Annotated in this window: 14 protein-coding genes; 11 read left to right on the top strand and 3 right to left on the bottom strand. The window is 59.4% G+C overall.

Annotation, left to right across the window (positions count from 1 at the left end):
* Positions 1-77: 77 nt before the first annotated feature.
* From DBAC_RS17950 to DBAC_RS11130, 3 genes are all read right to left on the bottom strand, one after another.
* A complete protein-coding gene (locus DBAC_RS17950) occupies positions 78-944 on the bottom strand; it encodes an N-acyl amino acid synthase FeeM domain-containing protein (RefSeq protein ID WP_015774398.1) in 867 nt (288 codons plus the stop codon).
* Positions 945-1,122: 178 nt separating this feature from the next.
* Positions 1,123-2,931, bottom strand: coding sequence for an AMIN domain-containing protein (locus tag DBAC_RS11135; RefSeq protein WP_015774397.1), 1,809 nt, complete (start codon positions 2,929-2,931; stop codon positions 1,123-1,125).
* Between the two features lie 184 nt (positions 2,932-3,115).
* Positions 3,116-3,910 (bottom strand): outer membrane lipoprotein-sorting protein, encoded by a 795-nt coding sequence (locus DBAC_RS11130; protein ID WP_015774396.1) that lies wholly within the window; start codon positions 3,908-3,910, stop codon positions 3,116-3,118.
* A 720-nt stretch (positions 3,911-4,630) separates the two neighbouring features.
* Here DBAC_RS11130 and prsT point away from each other — a divergent pair.
* The 11 genes from prsT (at position 4,631) to DBAC_RS11075 (ending at position 18,677) form a co-directional block, all read left to right on the top strand.
* A complete protein-coding gene (gene prsT, locus DBAC_RS11125; RefSeq protein ID WP_015774395.1) occupies positions 4,631-7,285 on the top strand; it encodes an XrtA/PEP-CTERM system TPR-repeat protein PrsT in 2,655 nt (884 codons plus the stop codon).
* A 9-nt stretch (positions 7,286-7,294) separates the two neighbouring features.
* Positions 7,295-8,671, top strand: coding sequence for a TIGR03013 family XrtA/PEP-CTERM system glycosyltransferase (locus DBAC_RS11120; protein ID WP_015774394.1), 1,377 nt, complete (start codon positions 7,295-7,297; stop codon positions 8,669-8,671).
* Between the two features lie 2 nt (positions 8,672-8,673).
* Positions 8,674-9,519, top strand: coding sequence for a polysaccharide biosynthesis/export family protein (locus tag DBAC_RS11115; RefSeq protein ID WP_015774393.1), 846 nt, complete (start codon positions 8,674-8,676; stop codon positions 9,517-9,519).
* Between the two features lie 21 nt (positions 9,520-9,540).
* Complete coding sequence (locus tag DBAC_RS11110; RefSeq protein WP_015774392.1) at positions 9,541-11,010, top strand: XrtA system polysaccharide chain length determinant; 1,470 nt, start codon at positions 9,541-9,543, stop codon at positions 11,008-11,010.
* Positions 11,011-11,046: 36 nt separating this feature from the next.
* The gene (locus tag DBAC_RS11105; protein WP_015774391.1) at positions 11,047-11,847 is read left to right on the top strand and encodes an XrtA-associated tyrosine autokinase; all 801 of its coding nucleotides are present in this window, start codon (positions 11,047-11,049) and stop codon (positions 11,845-11,847) included.
* Between the two features lie 8 nt (positions 11,848-11,855).
* Complete coding sequence (locus tag DBAC_RS11100) at positions 11,856-13,043, top strand: XrtA/PEP-CTERM system-associated ATPase (protein WP_015774390.1); 1,188 nt, start codon at positions 11,856-11,858, stop codon at positions 13,041-13,043.
* A gap of 64 nt (positions 13,044-13,107) precedes the next feature.
* Positions 13,108-14,331: a TIGR03016 family PEP-CTERM system-associated outer membrane protein gene (locus DBAC_RS11095; RefSeq protein ID WP_015774389.1), complete on the top strand. Its 1,224-nt coding sequence runs from the start codon at positions 13,108-13,110 to the stop codon at positions 14,329-14,331.
* Between the two features lie 77 nt (positions 14,332-14,408).
* Complete coding sequence (locus DBAC_RS11090; RefSeq protein ID WP_015774388.1) at positions 14,409-15,305, top strand: XrtA system polysaccharide deacetylase; 897 nt, start codon at positions 14,409-14,411, stop codon at positions 15,303-15,305.
* Entirely contained in the window at positions 15,302-16,330 is a 1,029-nt protein-coding gene (locus tag DBAC_RS11085) for a FemAB family XrtA/PEP-CTERM system-associated protein (protein ID WP_015774387.1), read from the top strand. The genes DBAC_RS11090 and DBAC_RS11085 overlap by 4 nt, the downstream gene beginning before the upstream one ends.
* Complete coding sequence (locus DBAC_RS11080; protein WP_015774386.1) at positions 16,327-17,565, top strand: DegT/DnrJ/EryC1/StrS family aminotransferase; 1,239 nt, start codon at positions 16,327-16,329, stop codon at positions 17,563-17,565. Before DBAC_RS11085 ends, DBAC_RS11080 begins: the two co-directional genes overlap by 4 nt.
* The gene (locus DBAC_RS11075) at positions 17,562-18,677 is read left to right on the top strand and encodes a glycosyltransferase family 2 protein (protein ID WP_015774385.1); all 1,116 of its coding nucleotides are present in this window, start codon (positions 17,562-17,564) and stop codon (positions 18,675-18,677) included. Before DBAC_RS11080 ends, DBAC_RS11075 begins: the two co-directional genes overlap by 4 nt.

Below are 18,677 nucleotides of genomic sequence, written 5' to 3'. Positions count from 1 at the left end.
GTTTCCTCCTGGCGGCAACGCTTGAAGAGACGCAAATGTTCGTTGCATATGCCATGCCTGAACCTGGTTTGGGAGAATCAGATCTGCAGGCCGGGATACGAATTCCGGAGCAGGATTTTGCATTCCAGGGACAGATCCTGCAGGTCGTCGATGACGTCGGACAGGATGCGGTTGATCAGACCCGTGTCCAGGGGGTTGGGGCGGAACCGTGGAAAGTGTTCGCCTTTGAAGATGCCTGTGATCCGCTCGCAGAGGGCGATCCGCAGCGACATGTACTGAGAGTCGAGCGTGTTGCGGTACGAGGTCATGAGGCCATTGCTGCCGAGTCGCTCCCGCACCGCGGCCACGTCCGCGCGAAGCGCCACGGCCGGGGCGTTGACCCTGTGATAGTGCTTCTCGTCTCCGAAAAGTTCCAGGTCGCAGAGCCTCTTGTAGACGGGGACATGTTTCGGATTGACCATCACGCAGACGTCGTCGACATCCAGGAATACGCAATACAAGAAGAGCAACCTGGTGAAATTGTGAATGCCGATTCTCGAAAATCTATGCGTGCTGGACGCCAGGGAGCATACTTCCACCACCTTGCGCCGCTGCCTGCGTAGCGACCCCAGTTCCTTGCCGTACAAGTCGTCCATGGGCAGACCGAACTGATTGGAGTCGGGAACAAGTGTCGCTGTGGATATCACGGTGCTTTCGGACTTGGCCAAAAGCACCGTTGTTTTGGGATGCAGATGGTGTTTTGTGAATAATATTTCGCTTTTATTCTCTTGTGCGTACCCTGCATTTACATATTCGTGATACAAGAGGTGGTAGGATTCCAGTAGCTCGCATGCGGAATCGGCAACTTTGAACAGATAATCAATCTCTTCTGCACGCTGAAAACATTCATTTTCGCGCGTGATTGAGTTTGAGAAATTGAGCCATCTATGTCTTGTCAGTGTCATTATATCTCCAGACAAATGTGTTTTTGCGTGTTGCTCGCAAGAACGGCGCTATCCCTGGTTCATTGGAACACAGGATAGCGCCGCTCTTGTCGGCGAATATCTCCGTCGCAAGCTGCCGGGGCTAAGATGGTCTGCGTGTCCCCGAAGATCGCGGCGCGGGTGGAGTGCGTTTTTATTTCTAAAAATAGTATTTGGCTTTGCAAAAGACCTGGTCGTTGTCCCGGTAGCGGCCAAACAGGGAATCCTGTGGGCCGAAAAAGACGTTTGCGCCCAGCGTGAGTTCGAGGTTCTTGTAGTAGCTAAGGGTGGCTTCCGGCGTCAGAAACGAGCCTCCATCGTAAAGATCCAGGGCATAGCGCAGTTTCAGCATGGCGTTTCCCCGCCAGAACTCGCGGTTGATTTCGCCGTTCAAATAAAAATTGTCGCGCCGGAGAAACAGGATCCGGGACTCGTATTCGAAGACGTGCTGGTGCGAGAGCTGCACGTTCGCGTACCAGTCCTGCTCGCCCAGATAATCCACCCCCAAGACATAATGGGCCACGGGTTTGGCCACGGAGTCGAGGGACTCTGTGTGCAGGCTCTGTTTGTCGAAATAGGCCCCTTCGCCCCGAAATCCGAATTTGTCCGCGGTGGTTTCGAATTCCACGGCCCAGATGTGTTGCCTGTGGTAGTCGGCATGCAGGGTTGGTCCTGCGGGATTGGCCGGGTCGAAGCGCAGGCGGGGCGACTTTTCCGTCGCGTACAGGTAGCTCGCCGCCACGTCCCATCCCGCCAGGGACGCGGAGGTGCGCAAGCCCAGATCGGCGTCGTCCAGTCCCTTGCTGGGCTTTGACTCCCTGATTCTCAGGTCGCTCGGCTGATTGCCGAGCAGGGCCCAGGTGGTCCCGGAGAAGTCGAATTCGTTTTCCTCGAAAAAGGGGATGAAGAGGCCTTCCAGCGTGATGTCGCCGGGGAACAGTCGGATTCTGGCCATCCAGTTGGGAATCTTGCGGTCTTCCAGTTCCGGGACGAAGAATTCCCGCATGTCCTGAGGATTGACGTTGTCCGCCGGACTGATCTGGTCCGTCTTGCCCCAGCGCACGATCTGTCTGCCCAGGCGCAGGTCCCAGTCCGGAGTGGCGTGGGAGATGTAGCCTTCGTAAAGGTCTAGGTCATAGTCGTCCGTTGAATGTTCGGGACCGAACCAGAGGTAGTCGGACTGCAGCGAGGCCAAAAGAAAGGTGCTCGATGCGCCGGGGACGGCCGTAGGGTCGTTGCCGGGCAGCGGCGGAGTCCATTTTCCTTCGAGCCTGACCGTGTTGCGGAAGTTTCGCGCCTGCTCGGGATCACCCGATTCATGCAGTTCCTGCGCTATTTTTGCCAGGAGGAACCCTGAAAAGTTGAGCCGCCCCCAAGGCGAAGGCTCTTCCTGGTCCTCGCTTGGGGCTTTGGATTCTCCAAAGACAAGGGTTTTATTCTCGGGGCTGCCGTCTGTGTCTGCCAGGGCCACGGTATACGCCGGATGCACCTTTTGGATGCCGGGCTTGACGCCTTGCGGTGGCGGGGTGGGAAGAGCGGACTTTTGGGGTGGCGCTGCCGGGTTCATCGGGGCCAGGCTGACCACGATCTTGTGGGCGACGTTTTCCGTGCTTGTGGGGATCGCGTCGATGCGGTGCGTCACCTCGTCTTTCAAGTCCAGGACCACACGCACGGTTGTCGGGTTGAATTGGGCCGCGCGGACACGGAAGATCAACGGGTGCTGCGCGGGCAGAGTGGTGGCCGTGCCTGAAAGCCGTGCCTCGGTGATGTCGAGCACCAGCCGATTGGAGTCGTCCAATACAAAAGAGCGTACGCTTCGCGGTGCTCTGGACAAAAGGATGGTCAGGGTTTGCGGCGCATCTGCCTGGCTCAGCTCGAAAGCGGAGACCAGGACGGGCGTGTTTGCAAAGGCTGGGATCGGGAAGATGAACGCGATGAACAACAGGATGACGTGCAAGAGAGGCGGCAAGGCAGGTCCAGGTTGGCGGTGCGTCCATCTGCACGATGAGGGCAGCCTTTTTTGTCGAGTTTTCATATGTCTCGGATCTCCCAGAACTGCACTTCAGTTTGTGGGTAAATTTTTTTCAGTCCTGGAGACTCATTCAGCATGTTCATGGGGCGGAGAAAATTGTACATATGCATGTTCGATTATTTTACCAGCGCTCGAGAGCCTGCTGCGTGAATATGCTGTCTGATAACCCTGTATTGTATTGGATATCCGTTGTTTCCATGGTTGTTTTATGACCGGACGAGAGGTCTTCCATGGCCACCTTGGTCTCGGTCCAGATGTTCTGGATGCTTTCCAGCTGGAGCACGGCGTAGCGTTTGATCGGGGTTTCGCCGCCGGCAAAGAATTCTACCCGCAAAGGCAGGAGCATATCCTGCGCCACCCAGCTTCGGACCATGGTGTACTGGGAATTTGATCCGTCTTTGGGCCTGCTTTCCATGATCCAGCACCGTACGCTGTTCAGTGATTCGTCGCCGACAATGATGTGCTCGGAGTCGTCGACAGGCCTGCGCTCCATCTCTTCGTAAGTGAAATCGGTGTTCACGAAGCTCCGGCTCTTCTGACCTGCCACGATGCGTCGCGTTCTGTTCAGGGCGGGCAGGTAGAGGAATTGGGCCGTCTCCCCCTGTCCGTCCTCGACGGCCAGAAAGCCTGTGCCCTGGATATCCGCAGGGGATATGAACCGGAGCAGGGTAGATCGAGCGTCGTTTTTTTCCAGAACGGAAATGTTCAGCTGGCGGACGCGCTTTTGTCCCGAGGCCGGAACGAGCTCCATGGTTTGCCGGGAGACGGAATCGTCGCCCACGTAGCGGTCATGGACCAGTTGGGCCAGTTCCCGGCCCGAAGGCTGGGCGTGGGCCGGAAGCGCCGGGTTGGCAAAGCCCCAGAACAGGATCGAGCAGAAAAGGAAATATTTCGGGAACAGGGTGCGGGTATGCATGATCGACGCTCACGGATTTTTGATTGTTTGAGGCCGCCACCTCCATCTCCCATGTTTTTTCATGGAAATTGCCCGAAGTGTCAATGATATGTTGGAAGAGATAAAAAAAAGTGATGCAACAGTAATGGTCAGGAGATCCGCTGCGAATTATTTCGGATAATTTTGATTAAATGTAAGTTTTTTCGACAGTAAATCGAGATATTTTTAACACTTGAAGCCGGTTTTTGATTTGCGCTGTTGCACAGCTAATGAAGATAAAAATGGAGATTTGATGTCTGTTACATGTTGATGCAACACTTCTGCTGCGCGCAACGCTTTTGCGTGCTTCCGCACCCCTGCCGAGGTCTCTTTTTATTCCTTAACATTTTGAATTAATGCAATAATTTAAATTTGAGCGGGTTTTTCTCCTCCGGGCATTGAACTTGCTCTAGGGGGGTCGACGGGCGTGATGAGCGTCTGTCGGCCCTGCCTCTGACGAGGCGGCCTGGGTGCGTATCCCTAAGGACATCAACGGCGTCGGCGAGGCGGGCGGAGCGTGATGTTCGCGGCGCTTTGAAAGATGAGCGGCCGCGCTGTCCTGCACATCGGATGAGTTGCCTTGGGGCCTGACGTCCGGGCGCGGTCGGCTCGCCCGGGATTGACTGCCCAGGACGGACCACGGCGCATTATTCAGCATACGGAGCGATCCGCTCTTCAAAAGGCTTGTTCGACGGAGGAAGAATGATCAGATGTACTGTATTCGCGGTTGCGCTCATGCTCTGCGTCGCGCTTGCTGGTTGCAAGGGACATACCAGCGAATCCCTCAACGCCGAAGGGGAGGCGCTTTTCAAGCAAGGCAACTATAACGGGGCGATCGTCCATTACAAGAACGCCTTGGAGAAGGACCCCAATTTTGTCGCGGCGCGATACAACCTCGGTTTGGCTTATATCGAAACCGGCAAGATGGACCAGGCCGAGCGGGAATTTCAGAAAGTTCTGCTGCAGAACCCCTATGACGGCCGAGTCAATTTTCAGCTGGGCCGGATCGCCAATTTCCAGAACAAGCCTGCCGTGGCCGTGCCCTTGATCATGGCCTATTTGCAGGAACATCCGGATGATGCCGCCGCCCTGGAGCAGCTCGCCATTTCGGCCACGATTTCCGGAGATCCCGCCAGTGCCAAGGGACATCTGGAAAAGGCGCTGGCCGTCGAGCCTGACCGGATTTCGGCCAAGCTGGGTCTTGTCCAGATTTTTATGATTCAGGGGGACAGGGCCGAGGCTCGCAAAATGCTCGACAAACTGTTGGCTCAAGATCCCGAGAACAGATCGGGTCTGCACGCGCTGGCGCAGCTTGAGGCCCAGGAAAAGGATCCCGAAGCCATGCTGGATGCGTATTCCCGCATCTCTTCCATCTACCCCTCCGATTTGTTTGCCCGCTACAAGCAAGGCAGTCTCCTCATGAACAAAGGCGAAGGGGAGAAGGTCAGGGTTTCGGCCGAGGCCATGCTGAGTGAGTATCCCGACAGCGCCGAAGGGCATCGGCTCATGGGGCTGTATCTCTTCCGTGAGGGTAAATTCGACGAGGCCGCGACGTACCTCAGCAAATCCCTGCGCATCAAGCCGGATCTGGAAACATACTACCTGCTTGGTCTTGTCTACTACAACCTCGACAATCTGGAACTGGCGGTGACCCAATTCCAGACCGTGCTCGATTACAGTCCCGGCTTCGTGCAGGCCAGGATCATGCAGGGTGAGATATTTCTGCGCCAGGGCCGGGGACCGGAAGCGATGGTCGCGGCTGAAAAACTGATCGAAGGCAGTCCGGAGGATTTTCGCGGCCATGTCCTCAAAGGCGATGCCCTGCTGATGCAGGGGAAGGCCCATGAGGCGCTGGCTGAATTCAAACAGGGCATTGGATTGGCGCCATCTCATTATGGCTTGTTGCTCAAGACGGGCCTGCTCAAGCTCTCCTTGGGGGACCTGAGCGGAGAGGACGACATGGTCAGCGCGATCAAAATTTCGCCCGAGGGCGTCGATGCGCGCATGGCCCTGCACTCGTATTATTTCAGAAATGGCCGCATGGACGAGGCCGTGGCCGTGCTAAGCGAAGGCCTGAATGGAAGCAAAAATGACGCGGTGCTCTATAACGCCTTGGCCAAGGCGTCATTGGGACGCAAGAACGCCAAGGAGGCCGAGGAATATCTGGCCAAGGCACGTGGCGCGGACCCGGCTTTCCTACAGACCTATTATCACGGCGCCATCGCCAAACTCTTCCAGAACAAGCTCGACGAGGCCGTGACGCAGTATGATCTGGCCCTGGGCTTCGCCCCGAACGACGTGCGGGCCCTCATTGCCTCGGCGGCGGTCCTTGAGAAGCAGGGGAAGCTCGACGAGGCCCGGGTCCGGCTGGAAAAGGCTCGTTCCACCAAGGACACCGGGGCGATCCTGATGCTTTCGAGTTTCCTGCAGCGAAACGGGAAAAGCGACGAGGCCCTGGCGGTTCTGGACCAGGAACGAACGAAGCAACCCGAGAATATGGTCATTGTCCAGGGCATGGCCAAGCTGCATGTCGCGCGCAAGGAAATGGACAAGGCCATGGCCTTATACAGCCGGCTTGAGCAAATCGACCCCTATGCCGGGACGGTGGAGCGGATGAGAGCGTGGATGGCCGCCGGAGATCTGGACAAGGCCGAGGAAAGCGCCCGGCGTCTGATGCAGTTGAAGCCGGACAAGGGGCAGTCCTGCCTGCCGTTGGCCAGTATTCTTGAGATGCGCCAGAACCGGGCAGAAGCCGAAAAAGTACTGCTCAAAGGGTGGGAGCTGGAGCCCTCGGACGATCAGGTCGGCGTCGTGCTGGGCGAGTTTCAGCTGCGTGGCCGGGAGACCAAGAAGGCGCTCGCCACCTTTGATCAGGTTTTGGCGCATTCACCCACCAACGCCCCGGCCCTGACCGGGAAGGGCATGGCCTTGCAACTGCTTGGCAGGAACGACGACGCGGCCAGGATGTATCTCCAGGCCGTCCAGGCCCGGCACGACCATGTCCCGGCCTTGAATAATCTGGCCATGATCTGGGCCGATGACGAGGCGAAAAGCGCCCAGGCCGTGAATCTGGCCATGGCAGCCTTTGTGCTTGCGAACAGCGACCCCGCCGTCATCGACACGCTCGGCTACGCCCTGATTCGTAACAATCGTCCAGAGGAGGCCCTGGGCGTACTCGCGCGGGCCTTGACCCTTGCTCCAGGCAATCCCGGAATCCTTTATCATCAGGGCCTGGCCCAGGCCGAGCTGGGCCGCACGGCCGAAGCCAGGGCAACGCTTGAAACGGCCTTGGCTTCGGCCGATTTCGCTGAACGCGAGGACGCCGAAAAGCTTCTGCGCGCCTTGAGCGGGAAGTAGGGAGGAAGCATGTCTCCAATTATACTTCGCAATCTTGCCCACGACATCGTCTGGGCGTTGCTGGCCCTGAGTGCGTCCCTGGCCATCCTGGCGCCGTCCGTCGCATCGCTTTCCGGGGACTTTGAGTTCGTGCGCGGTGCCAGCAGTGTTCTGGCCATTACCCTCCTGCCCTCGGTCGGGGTCTGGTCGGTCTTCTGGTTCACCGGCCGTAAACCGAGGGCGCCGAGGGCCTTGTATTATCAAGCCGTGGCGACCTCGCTGACCATGGCGATGCTTTATGTCGTGGACAGGTCATCGGGTATGCTCGGAAGCGAGATCCGTCTTGTCGTGCTGGGGCTCGGCGTCTTTGCCGGGCTCAAGTCCGCCGAATACCTCTTCGCCAAGTATCGCAGGGTCATCCCGGGAGTGCTCAAGCGCGTACTTATCGTTGGAGACGGTCCTCTGGCCGTGCAGATGGAGGAGTTCATGCACGCCAATCGGGAGAGTTATGTCATGCTGGGCAGAGTCAGCTGCACGTCGACGGTTTTTCCCCCGGCAGACGAAGAGGCCGGGCATGAAGCGGCTCCTGACAGGATCGGCAGATTGTTGCGCCTGGCCCAGAATTTCGGGGCCGACAAGGTCGTGGTCGCCCTGGCCGAACGGCGGGGCTTTTTCCCGGTGGAGGAGCTTTTGAACTGCAAGATGGCCGGGATCGAGGTCGTGGACGCCCCCTCCTTCTATGAAAGCGCGACGCATAAGCTGCTCATCGAGAACATCTCGCCCAGCTGGTTCATATTCAGTCATGGGTTCAAGGTGAACTGGATGCTGCGCCTGTGCAAGCGCGTCTTTGACCTGAGCGCCGCCAGTATCGGCCTGATCTGTTTTATGCCGTTCGTGCCGTTCATCGCGCTGGCCATCAAAATGGATTCTCCCGGCCCCATGCTGTTTCGGCAGGTCAGGGTCGGCAGGGGCGACAGGCCCTTTGTGCTCATGAAGTTCCGCACCATGCGCGAAGACGCCGAAGCAGGGACCGGAGCCGTTTGGTCCCAGGTGGATGATCCGCGCATAACCAAGTTCGGCAACTTCCTGCGCCGTTCCCGCCTGGACGAGATTCCACAGCTGATCAACATCCTCAAAGGCGACATGAGCCTGGTCGGTCCCAGGCCGGAACGCCCTGAGTTCGTGAGTGAGCTGAAGGAAATGATCCCATACTATTCGGAGCGGCACTATGTGAAGCCGGGACTGACGGGGTGGGCGCAAGTGCTCTATCCGTATGGTTCAACCGTTGAGGATGCAATTGAGAAGCTTCGTTATGATATGTATTACATAAAGAACATCTCAATAATACTTGATTTGTACATTGTTATTAAAACATTTAAAGTCGTATTGCTTGGAAAAGGGAGGTAGAGATGTCGTCTTGTATCGGAATTGGATCCATCATGTGGAAGAAATGTTTTATGGCCAAGGTTGCGGTGCTGATTTTCGGCGCGATGCTTCTTGGTGGGACAGGGCTGGCCGGCGAGTACATCATCGGCGCGGGAGACAGCGTGCATGTCTTCGTGTGGGGCGAGCCTGATTTGACGGTTCCCGCCCTTGTACGTCCCGACGGCCGCATCTCCCTGCCCGGAGCCGGAGAGATCATGGCCGAGGGTTTGACCCCCGAGGCCCTGCAGAAGGAGATCGCAGGCCGTCTCTCGGCCCTGGTCAAGGAGCCGATGGTCACGGTGTCCATGGTCGGCATCGAGAACAGCAAGGTCTACATCATCGGCGGTGGCGTCGTCACGGGCGTTTACCCCCTGAAGCAGAAGACCTCGCTTCTGCATCTTCTGGCGGGCATGGATTTGGCCCGGGCCGACCTGCACGGTGCCCATGTCATGCGCGACGGGGCCCGGATGGATCGGGACTTCGATCTTCTGCTGCGCAACGGGGACTTAAAGCAGGACCTTGTTCTGCGCCACAACGACATCATTGTCTTTCCGGCTCTGCCTGAACCGTATGTCTATGTCGTCGGTGCCGTGAACACGCCCCAGGCCCTGCCTTACAAGGACGGGATGACGGTGCTCGATGCCCTGCTGGCGTGCGGAGGATTCAACAAATTCGCCAAGAAGAACGATACGGTCGTGGTCCGGCGAGAGGACGGGGCCGAGAAGCGGATTCCGGTCCGGGCCCAGGATCTGGCCGAGGGCCGCGATTTGTCTCAGAACGTAGTCTTGCGTCGCGGGGATTACATCATTGCCGCGGAAAGTTTTTTTTAAGCCGCAGGAGCGGAGCCACACATGAATCATGAACTGTATCAGCAATTTGAAAGGTATGCGCGGATCTTGCTGCAACGCAAGCGCGTTGTGGTCGTCGTGGCTCTGCTGGTCATGACCCTGGGCGTTATAACCAGTTATGTCCTGCCCAGGAAATACGAGGCGCAGTCCACGGTTTTCATCGAACAGAGCGTCATCAGCGAATTGGTCAAGGGCATTGCCACCACTCCGTCCATGGAGGCCAAGATCAAGGTTTTGACCGTGGCCATGCTCAGTCGGGAAACGCTCTTCAAGGTGATGCGCATTCTGGATAAGGATGTCGAGTTTGCTTCGGATATGGATCGGGAAGCATACATCAAGGATTTGCGGGAGCGGATTTCCATCAGGCTGGACGAAAAACGGGGGATCTTCTTCATCTCCTTTCAGGACAGCGACCCGCGTTATGCCCGTGATTTCGTCAACACCATCACTCAAGTCTACATCGAGTCGAATACGGCCTCCAAGCGGGACGAATCCCTGGAAGCGACCCGCTTTTTATCCGAGCAGATAGAGAGCTTCAAGAAGCGCCTCGACGCGGTGGAGGATGAGATCAATCAGTACAGGGCCGAGCATGGCCTCCAGCTGGCGACGGACGAGACCACAATCCGTTTCGAGATCGCCGATGCCGAGAGAAAGCTGGAGGCCATTCGGGCGCGCAAGCTTGAGCTTGAGACCAAGTTGCAGCTCATGCCCTCCGGAGGGGGCCGGTCCGCGCATCTGGCCGATATGGAGCGCCAATTGGCGACGCTTTTGACGGCCTATACGGATCAGCATCCAAAGGTCGTGCGGCTGCAGGGGCAGATCAGGGCCGTGAAAAGCAGTCCGTCGGGCGGCATGACCGGGAACTCGGGAGCAGCCGCCAAGACACTGGTTCAGGCCGAGATAGAGGCCGCCACGCTTCAGGAGAAGGCCCAGCTTGCGACCATCGAGGAAAAGACGGAGCTTCTGCGCCGGATTCCCACGCTCCGCACGGGGCTGAACGAACTCTTGCGCAAGAAGGATAACGAGACCCTGATCTACAGTCAGCTCGTGACCCGCTACGGCCAGTCGGAAGTTTCCAAACAAATGGAGATGGAAAACAAGTCCATGAACTTTCGGGTCGTGGATCCGGCTGTCATGCCCGACACCACTGTCAGTCCCAAGCGCGTGCCGATCATGCTTTTGTCGGCCCTGGCCGGAATCGGGATAGGCATGGCCGTCATCATGGTGCCGTACCTCATGCGCGGGTCGGTGGAGAGCCTGGCCGACCTGCGGTCTCTCAACCAGCGGGTGCTGGCCGTTCTGCCTGCGATTTCCAAGCCAAAGGAGGAGAGGCAGCGCGTGAGGGGGGACCGTATTTTTATGTCCGGAGCGGCGCTTTATTTCCTCATGCTGGTGACCATCGGCGTCATGGAGGCCCTGGGCAACTCACCCCTCGATGTGCTGTTTGAAAGGGCGCTCGGCCCTTGGCTGTAGCTCCGAAACCTGAATTTAAAAGGATACTTAAAACCAATGAGCAGAATCGAGGAAGCACTGGCCAAAGCGGCTGGAATGCAATCCGGATTGCACAGCAAAGGAAACAGGGCCGGAGTGTCCGGCATTGCCCGGGCGCCCATGGGCGAGTCGACCAGCGTCGGCGGGGTCCGCTTGGCCGAGGAGACCATGGTGGTCATCAACGCGCCTTTGTCGCCCATGGCGGAGGAGTACCGCAAGTTGAAGGAGGCGCTGGTCAAGATGACCAAGCGTGAGCGTTTCGACAACCTCATCGCCGTGACCAGTTCCACCGCGGGCGAGGGCAAGAGCATGACCGCGGTCAACCTGGCCGCAAGCCTTGCGGGTGAGTACGATCATACGGTTCTGCTCGTCGATGCCGACCTGCGGCGGCCCGCCGTGCACAAGTACCTGGGCCTTGGCTCGTGCAAGGGGCTTTCGGATTGCATGCGCGAGGGTCTGGACGTGGGAGAACTGCTGGTCAAGACGGGGATCGGAAAGCTCTCGGTCCTGCCTGCGGGCACGCCCACCCCCAATCCGGTGGAGCTGTTCTCTTCCGACGCCATGCGCAGCCTGTTTCGGGAAATGAAGATACGTTACGGAGACCGCTACATCATAGTCGACACCCCGCCGGTGTTGCCCTTTGCCGAGACGCGGTCCATCGCGAGCATCGTCGATGGCGTGATTCTGGTCGTGAAGGAGGGGATGCCAAGCCTGGAGCAGATCGAGGAGGCCATCGACGCCCTGGATCAGAAGGTTCTGGGCATTGTCTACAACGGGGCGCACCTGCAAAGCAGATCGTCCTACTATTACGCGGAGTAGATTGTCCCGTGTACACAGCATTCTTCGGGTTGCGTGAGAAACCCTTCGATCTTCTTCCCAACCCCGATTTCCTGTATCCGAGTCGGGCTCACAAGCGTGCGCTGACCTATCTGACGCATGGGATCAAGGAGCGGGCGGGGTTCATTCTGCTGACCGGCGAAGTGGGGTCCGGGAAGACTACCCTGATCCGCAACATGATCCGGTCGCAGCTGCGGGACAGCGTCCTGGCCAAGGTGTTCAACACCCGTGTCGATTCCTTGCAGCTCCTCATGCAGATCAACGGTGATTTCGGGCTGGATACGGACGGGCGGGACAAGGCCACGCTGCTGCGGGAACTGAACGATTTCCTCATCGAACAATATGCCCAGCGCCGTCAGGCCGTGCTGATCATCGACGAGGCCCAGAACCTGTCCGCCGAAATCCTGGAAGAGGTGCGCATGCTCTCGAACCTGGAGACGGATCGGGACAAGCTTCTGCAGATCATTCTCGTCGGCCAGCCGGAGCTGCGCGACCTTCTGGCCCGGCCCGGTCTCTTGCAGTTGCGGCAGCGCATTCAGATCAACTGCCATCTGCAGCCGCTGAGCGCGCCGGAGGTCCGTGAGTACATTCTTTTCCGTCTGGAGAAGGCCGGCAACAAGACAGCCCTGGTCTTTGACGATGATGCCGTGGAGGCCGTCGCTACGTACAGCCGCGGCATTCCCCGGCTTGTCAACATCCTCTGCGATTACATCATGATCGACGCTTTTTCCTCCCAGACCCGGAACATAGGGGGAAGCGTGATTCACGAACTGGCAGCGGACCTGTCCTTCGAGGCTCAGTACTGGAATCCGGAGCCGTCTGAAAAAAAGGAGCCCATTGCGGCGACTGCACCGCCCGAAGAGAAGCGGGAAGTCCCTGAGGTGGCCCGGAATACGGCCGCGCAGTCCCGGATCCTAAGCGTCATCGGGTCCATGAACAAACGCATTGAGGAACTGGAATTCATGCCCGTCTGGGACCATGCGGCCATGCTCGACATGCAGGAACGGGTGGACAGGCTGGAAAAGTCCCTGGAGACCAAAGTCCGGGAGCTGCGATCGATGCAGCAGCAACTGCGCAGTGAAATCGTGCAGCAGCTTGATCCCCTGCCGGCCGAGGTCGACGTGAAGAAACGCAACGGGACCATGAGAAGCATCTGGAATTACCTGTGGGGGAACTGATTGAAACCGGCCTGGGGGACGTAACGGGCCCTTTTAATTCCGAACTTCAACGTGAGACCGCACCATGAAAAATTATCTGATCGCCGCCTTTTTGCTGATGATCGCCGTATCCCCTGCCTGGGCAGACCCAGAGTGGAAGGCATCTTTGAGCGTGAGTGAAGAGTACAATGACAATGTAAAGGAAGAGCGCCACGGCGAAGAAGATTTCGTGACCTCCGTCCGTCCCGGTTTGAGCTACAGACACGAGGGCGCGCGCACGCTGCTGGAGACCAGCTACAGGGGGACGTGGAATCATTACGCGTCCGGGAGCCGGGATCAGGAATTCAACCACGATGCCATGCTGCATGGCCTGCTGAATGCCTGGGAGGACTTTTTCTTCCTGGACCTGCGCGACACATACCGACTGGTCAACCAGGACCGGACCCGTGGCGAAGCCGTGGAAGAGGACTCGACCGTCGATCAGCTGCAGCAGAACATCTTCACTTTTTCCCCCTACATCACCCCGCGTTTCGGGGAGCGCGGCCAGGCCAAGGTCGGCTACGCCTACAGCAACATCTGGTACGACGAGGATGACCGGGACTCCAAGAACATCCACCGGGGGTTCGTGGACGGGGAATACGAGCTCTCCGGACAGACCGCCTTGCTCAGCGGCTACTCCTATACCCAGGAGCTCTGGGAAGACGAGACTCTGGACCGCAACATCCTCTATCTCGGCGGCCGCTATGCCTACGCCGAAAACGGCGTCGTGTACCTGAAGGCCGGCCCCCAGCATACCCGCTACCGGGACCGCGACACCAGCTCTTCAAGCCTGTTCTGGGACGCGGGGCTGGATCATGATTTCGGGGCCGTGCTCCTGCACCTGAACACGGGAGTCTCCTTCGAGGACGATCCGGACACGGGCGAGACTTATGAGCGCAGGTTCGGCACCCTGCGGCTGACCAAGACCTGGTCCCGGACCACGGCCAGCGTGTACTCCACGTTGGAGGAGTACGAAGACAGGAGCGATGAAGGCGAGGATGGGGAGGAGGTGCGCAGAACGCTGCTCGGGATGAGCCTGTCCCATGAGCTGAGTGAGCGCCTGACCGCCTCCATGGGGCTTATCCACGATTTTCAGGACCGCTCGGATGACGACACGCGGCGCTGGTACGCAAATGTCGGCTTGAAATACGCCTTGAGCGAACGCGTGGGACTCGGCTGCTGGTACCGGTTCAAGGATTCCTCATCGGATGACGAGGAGGAGGAATATCAGGTGAACCGGGTCGGCGTGCAGCTCACAATGACTTTCTAGGCAGTATGGGAGCGGGACAGGACGATGATGACGGCAGCGGCTGCGGCACGAAGGCCTGTAACGACGAACGGGGATGCATGAAAAACGCCTTGACCATAGATGTGGAAGATTATTTTCAAGTCACGGCCTTTGACGGCGTTGTGAAGCGGCAGGATTGGATGGTCTATCCGTCCCGGGTCGAAAACAACACCCGGCGGGTGCTGGACTTGCTGGATGAATTTTCCCTGTCAGGCACATTCTTCGTCCTGGGCTGGGTGGCGGAGCATTATCCGGGCGTCGTGCAGGCCATTGCCAACGGCGGTCACGAAGTGGCCTGCCACGGCTACGGCCATGACCTCGTCTACAACCTGCAGCCCCATGTTTTCCGCAGCGATGTGCGCAGGTGCAAGGCCCTGCTCGAAGACCTGACCGGCGTCCCTGTCCTGGGTTACCGCGCCCCGAGCTATTCCATCACCAATAACTCCATGTGGGCTCTGGACATCCTCATCGAGGAAGGCTTTGTCTATGATTCGAGCATCTTTCCCATTGTCCACGATAATTACGGCATTCCGGGCTCCCATCGATTCCCGTACGACATCGTTCGCCCCGGGGGCACCATCCGTGAATTTCCCCTGACCACCCTGGCGGTGAACTTCGCGGGCCGCAGAATTGTCCTGCCCATCGCCGGAGGCGGTTATCTGCGCCTTCTCCCCGCAGGCGTTGTGCTGTGGGGGATGCGCAGCGTCAACACTACGGAGAAGCAGCCCGTGGTCCTCTATTTCCATCCCTGGGAATTGGACCCCGACCAGCCGCGGATCAAGGCTCGGCTCAGGTCCCGCTTTCGGCATTATCTCAATCTGGACACGACGGAAGAAAAGGTCCGCAGCCTCCTGGGCGAGCTGCGTTTTGACACCATGGCCCAGGTGCTGGGGCTGGACGGGGAAAACGGCGATGAGAGCGCAAGCAGGACCGGCCTGGAGCGGTCGCAGCCATGAGCGTGTGCACGGAAACCTTTCAGGGCGCGGCAGCGGACTGGGATCGATTCGTCGCATCCATGCCTTGCGCGGCGGGGTATTACAGTCATGCCTGGCGCGCTATTCTGGAGCGCAGCTTCGGGCATGAAACCCATTTTCTGGCCGCCAGGACAAATGACGTCATGACCGGGGTCCTGCCGCTGGTGCACATGCGCAGCATCTTTGGCAATTTTTTGGTCTCCCTGCCCTTTGTCACCTACGGCGGGCTGCTCTGCCGGGATCAGGCCTCAAGCGAGGCCCTGCTGGACGCCGCCGAGGACTTGCGTTCCCGGCTGGGAGCGCACCACGTGGAGCTGAGGCACACTTTGGCCGTGAATCCGGACCTGCCCGCCAGACGGCACAAGGTGGCCATGGTGCTGGCTCTGGCTCAAAGCGAAGAGGAAATGTGGACGGGTTTCAACGCCAAGGTCCGCAACCAGGTCCGCAAGGCGCAAAAGGCCGGTCTGGAGACGGTCTGGGGCGAGGAAGAATTGCTGGATGAATTCTACGCCGTGTTCGTGCGCAATATGCGGGACCTGGGTACCCCGGTGTATGCGCGTTCATTTTTTGCCAACATCCTGGCCGGTCTGCCCGGCGCTACCCGGATCGTGCTGATCAGGAGGCAGGGCCAGCCCATCGCCGCCGGGCTGCTTTACTGGCACGGCGAGACTCTGGAAATTCCCTGGGCCTCGTCCATCCGGGACTACAATTCTCTTTGCCCCAACAACCTCATGTACTGGGAGTCCATCCGTCATGCTCTGCGTCTGGGGCTGCGCCGGTTCGATCTCGGTCGCTCCTCCCTTGGCTCCGGGACGTTCAGGTTCAAGGAGCAATGGGGGGCACGGCCCGAAATATTGCAGTGGCACTACCTTTTGCCTTCGGGCGCGAAGCTGCCGAACCTGAGCAACAGCAACCCCAAATTTTCCATGGCCATCAGGCTGTGGCAACGTCTGCCCCTGGCCATGACCCGCGCCCTCGGTCCCCTGATCGTACGGGATATTCCATGAGCGGTCCGTATTTGCGCATGCTGCCGCCGAGCGCCTCGCCGCTGCGTCCCGCCGATATCGCGGCCGGAATCAGGGCGTGGGTGACCGGCCAAGGGGCGCAGTCCCTGCGGCGCGAAATCAAACGGCGGTTCGGGGCGCGGCACGTCTTTTTCGCGACTTCCGGCCGGGCCGGGCTTTCCGCTTTGCTGCGGGCCATGCGCACGCTTTGCCCGCAACGGGACCAGGTGCTCCTGCCCGCCTTCACCTCCTTTTCCGTGCCGTCGGCCGTGGTCAATGCCGGGCTCAAGGTCGGTCTTTACGATGTCAGTCCCCGGACCCTGGCCCCGGACATGGCCAGCCTCGAAAAGGCCATGAACCGCAAGACCTTGTGCGTCGTGGCCTGTCATCTTTTCGGATATCCGCTGGATCTTGAGCCGCTGCGTGAACTGTGCCGCGTTCACGGCGCAGCCCTTTTGGACGACGCCGCGCAGGCCATGGGCGCGCGGGCCGGGACGGAACTGGCCGGGACCATGGGTGATGCGGGGCTTTTCAGCCTGAGCCGGGGCAAGAACATCACCGCCGTGGACGGAGGGATCGTCCTCACCGACCGCGAGGACCTGGCGGACGCGCTTAAGGTTATGCCTGAGCTTTTTACGGAGGGGAGTAGGCTCCGGCCCGTTCAAAGCCTGGGCCTAGCCCTGGCGCTCATGGCCATGCTTCACCCCCGGGCGTACTGGCTGCCCGCATCCCTGCCGTTTCTGGGGATCGGGGCCTCTGTTTTCGATCCGGATTTTCGCCTGGAATCTTTGGACGCACTGCGGGCAGGCATAGCCCGCAGCGTCCTGGACCGGCTGGACGACTTGAATGCCGCCCGCCGCAGGACTGCCGCCACCCTGCACGCAGGGTTGCAGGGGGTGCCTGGCGTGCGCGTCGTGCAGCCAGCCGCCGGGACCGTGCCGGTGTATCTGCGCCTGCCGCTTCTGCCCCTTTCAGGTGCCTGGCCGGGAGGAGTCGCGCCAGAGGCGCAGGCGCTCGGCGTAGTCCGTTCCTATCCCTTGGCCCTGCACCGCATCCCGGGGCTGGCGCCGTTTCTGGTCTCGGTCGGCGAATATCCCGGCGCCTCGATGCTGGCCGCAAATCTCCTGACCCTGCCCACCCATGGCCATGTGCGCGGTGACGACATCAGGGCCATTGTGCGGGCCTTCCAGGATCTGCCTGCAAAGAGATGCGCACGCGTCAAGGAGGTCGCGGCATGAACGCGCTGTTCTGGATCTCCCTGCTGACTCTTGCGTATGCCTTTGCCGGGTATCCGCTGCTTGTCGCCATCCTTGGCCGCAGGCGCAGGTCCGTGCCGTCCGGTGGCGAGCTTCCGAGCATCAGCGTGCTGCTCTCAGTCTATAACGAAGAGCGCGTCATCGCGGCCAAGATTCGCAATTTTCTGGAACTCGACTATCCGCAGGACCGCATTGAGCTTCTGGTGGTCTCGGACGGAAGCGATGACGCCACCGAGGCTCTGGTCGCGCAGTACGCCTCCCCGCAGGTCCGTCTGCTGCGGCAGCCATCGCGCGGGGGCAAGACCCGGGCCATCAACAGAGCTGCGAGGGAGGCCGCCTGGGATATTCTGGTTTTCACCGACGCCAACTCCATGTTCCGTCCTGACAGCATGCGTAAACTGATCGCGCCCTTTGCTCTCGAAGATGTCGGTTTGGTCGGCGGGCGCAGCGTGTATGCGGACAAGGATGGGCGCGAGACTCCGGGTGGCCTGTACCGCCGGTACGAGGAATGGATCAAGGAAGGCGAGAGCGGGCTTTTTTCCATCGTCGGCGCCGACGGCGCGATCTACGCCTTGCGCAAGGAACTTTTCGAACCCCTGCGCCCTGAATACATCAACGACTTTCTGCATCCCATCCAGGTCGTCCTGCGCGGCAAGCGCGCCATAAGCGAGCCTTCGGCCACGGTGATCGAGGCGGGGGAGGAAAGCGGCGGGGCGGAGCTGCGGCGGCAGACGCGCATCATGGCGCAGTCCTGGCTGCTTTGTCTGCGTTTCAGTGGCGATCTTTTGCAGGCTGGGCGCTTCGGATTTCTGTGGCAGCTTGTCTCGCACAAGATTTTGCGCTGGCTGACCCTGCCGCTGCTGGCCGTGCTGGGCGCGAGCGCCATCGCGGGTGCGGGCAGCGGGGTTTTGCAGGCCCTCGTCCTTTTCGGACTGGCGGCTCTGGCCGTGTCGGCCTGGGCGGGATTTCGGGGGCGGGGGGGCATTTCGCATGCGGCGTGGATGTTTTTCATCCTGCATTGGGCCGCGATGCTGGGTCTTTTCCGGCTTGCCCAAGGCGAGAGGTTCGTGACCTGGAATCCGAGGGGGAATTAA

It is taken from the genome of Desulfomicrobium baculatum DSM 4028, from assembly GCF_000023225.1.
Classification (GTDB): Bacteria; Desulfobacterota; Desulfovibrionia; order Desulfovibrionales; family Desulfomicrobiaceae; genus Desulfomicrobium; species Desulfomicrobium baculatum.
This window is presented reverse-complemented; position numbering and strand designations above follow the sequence as displayed.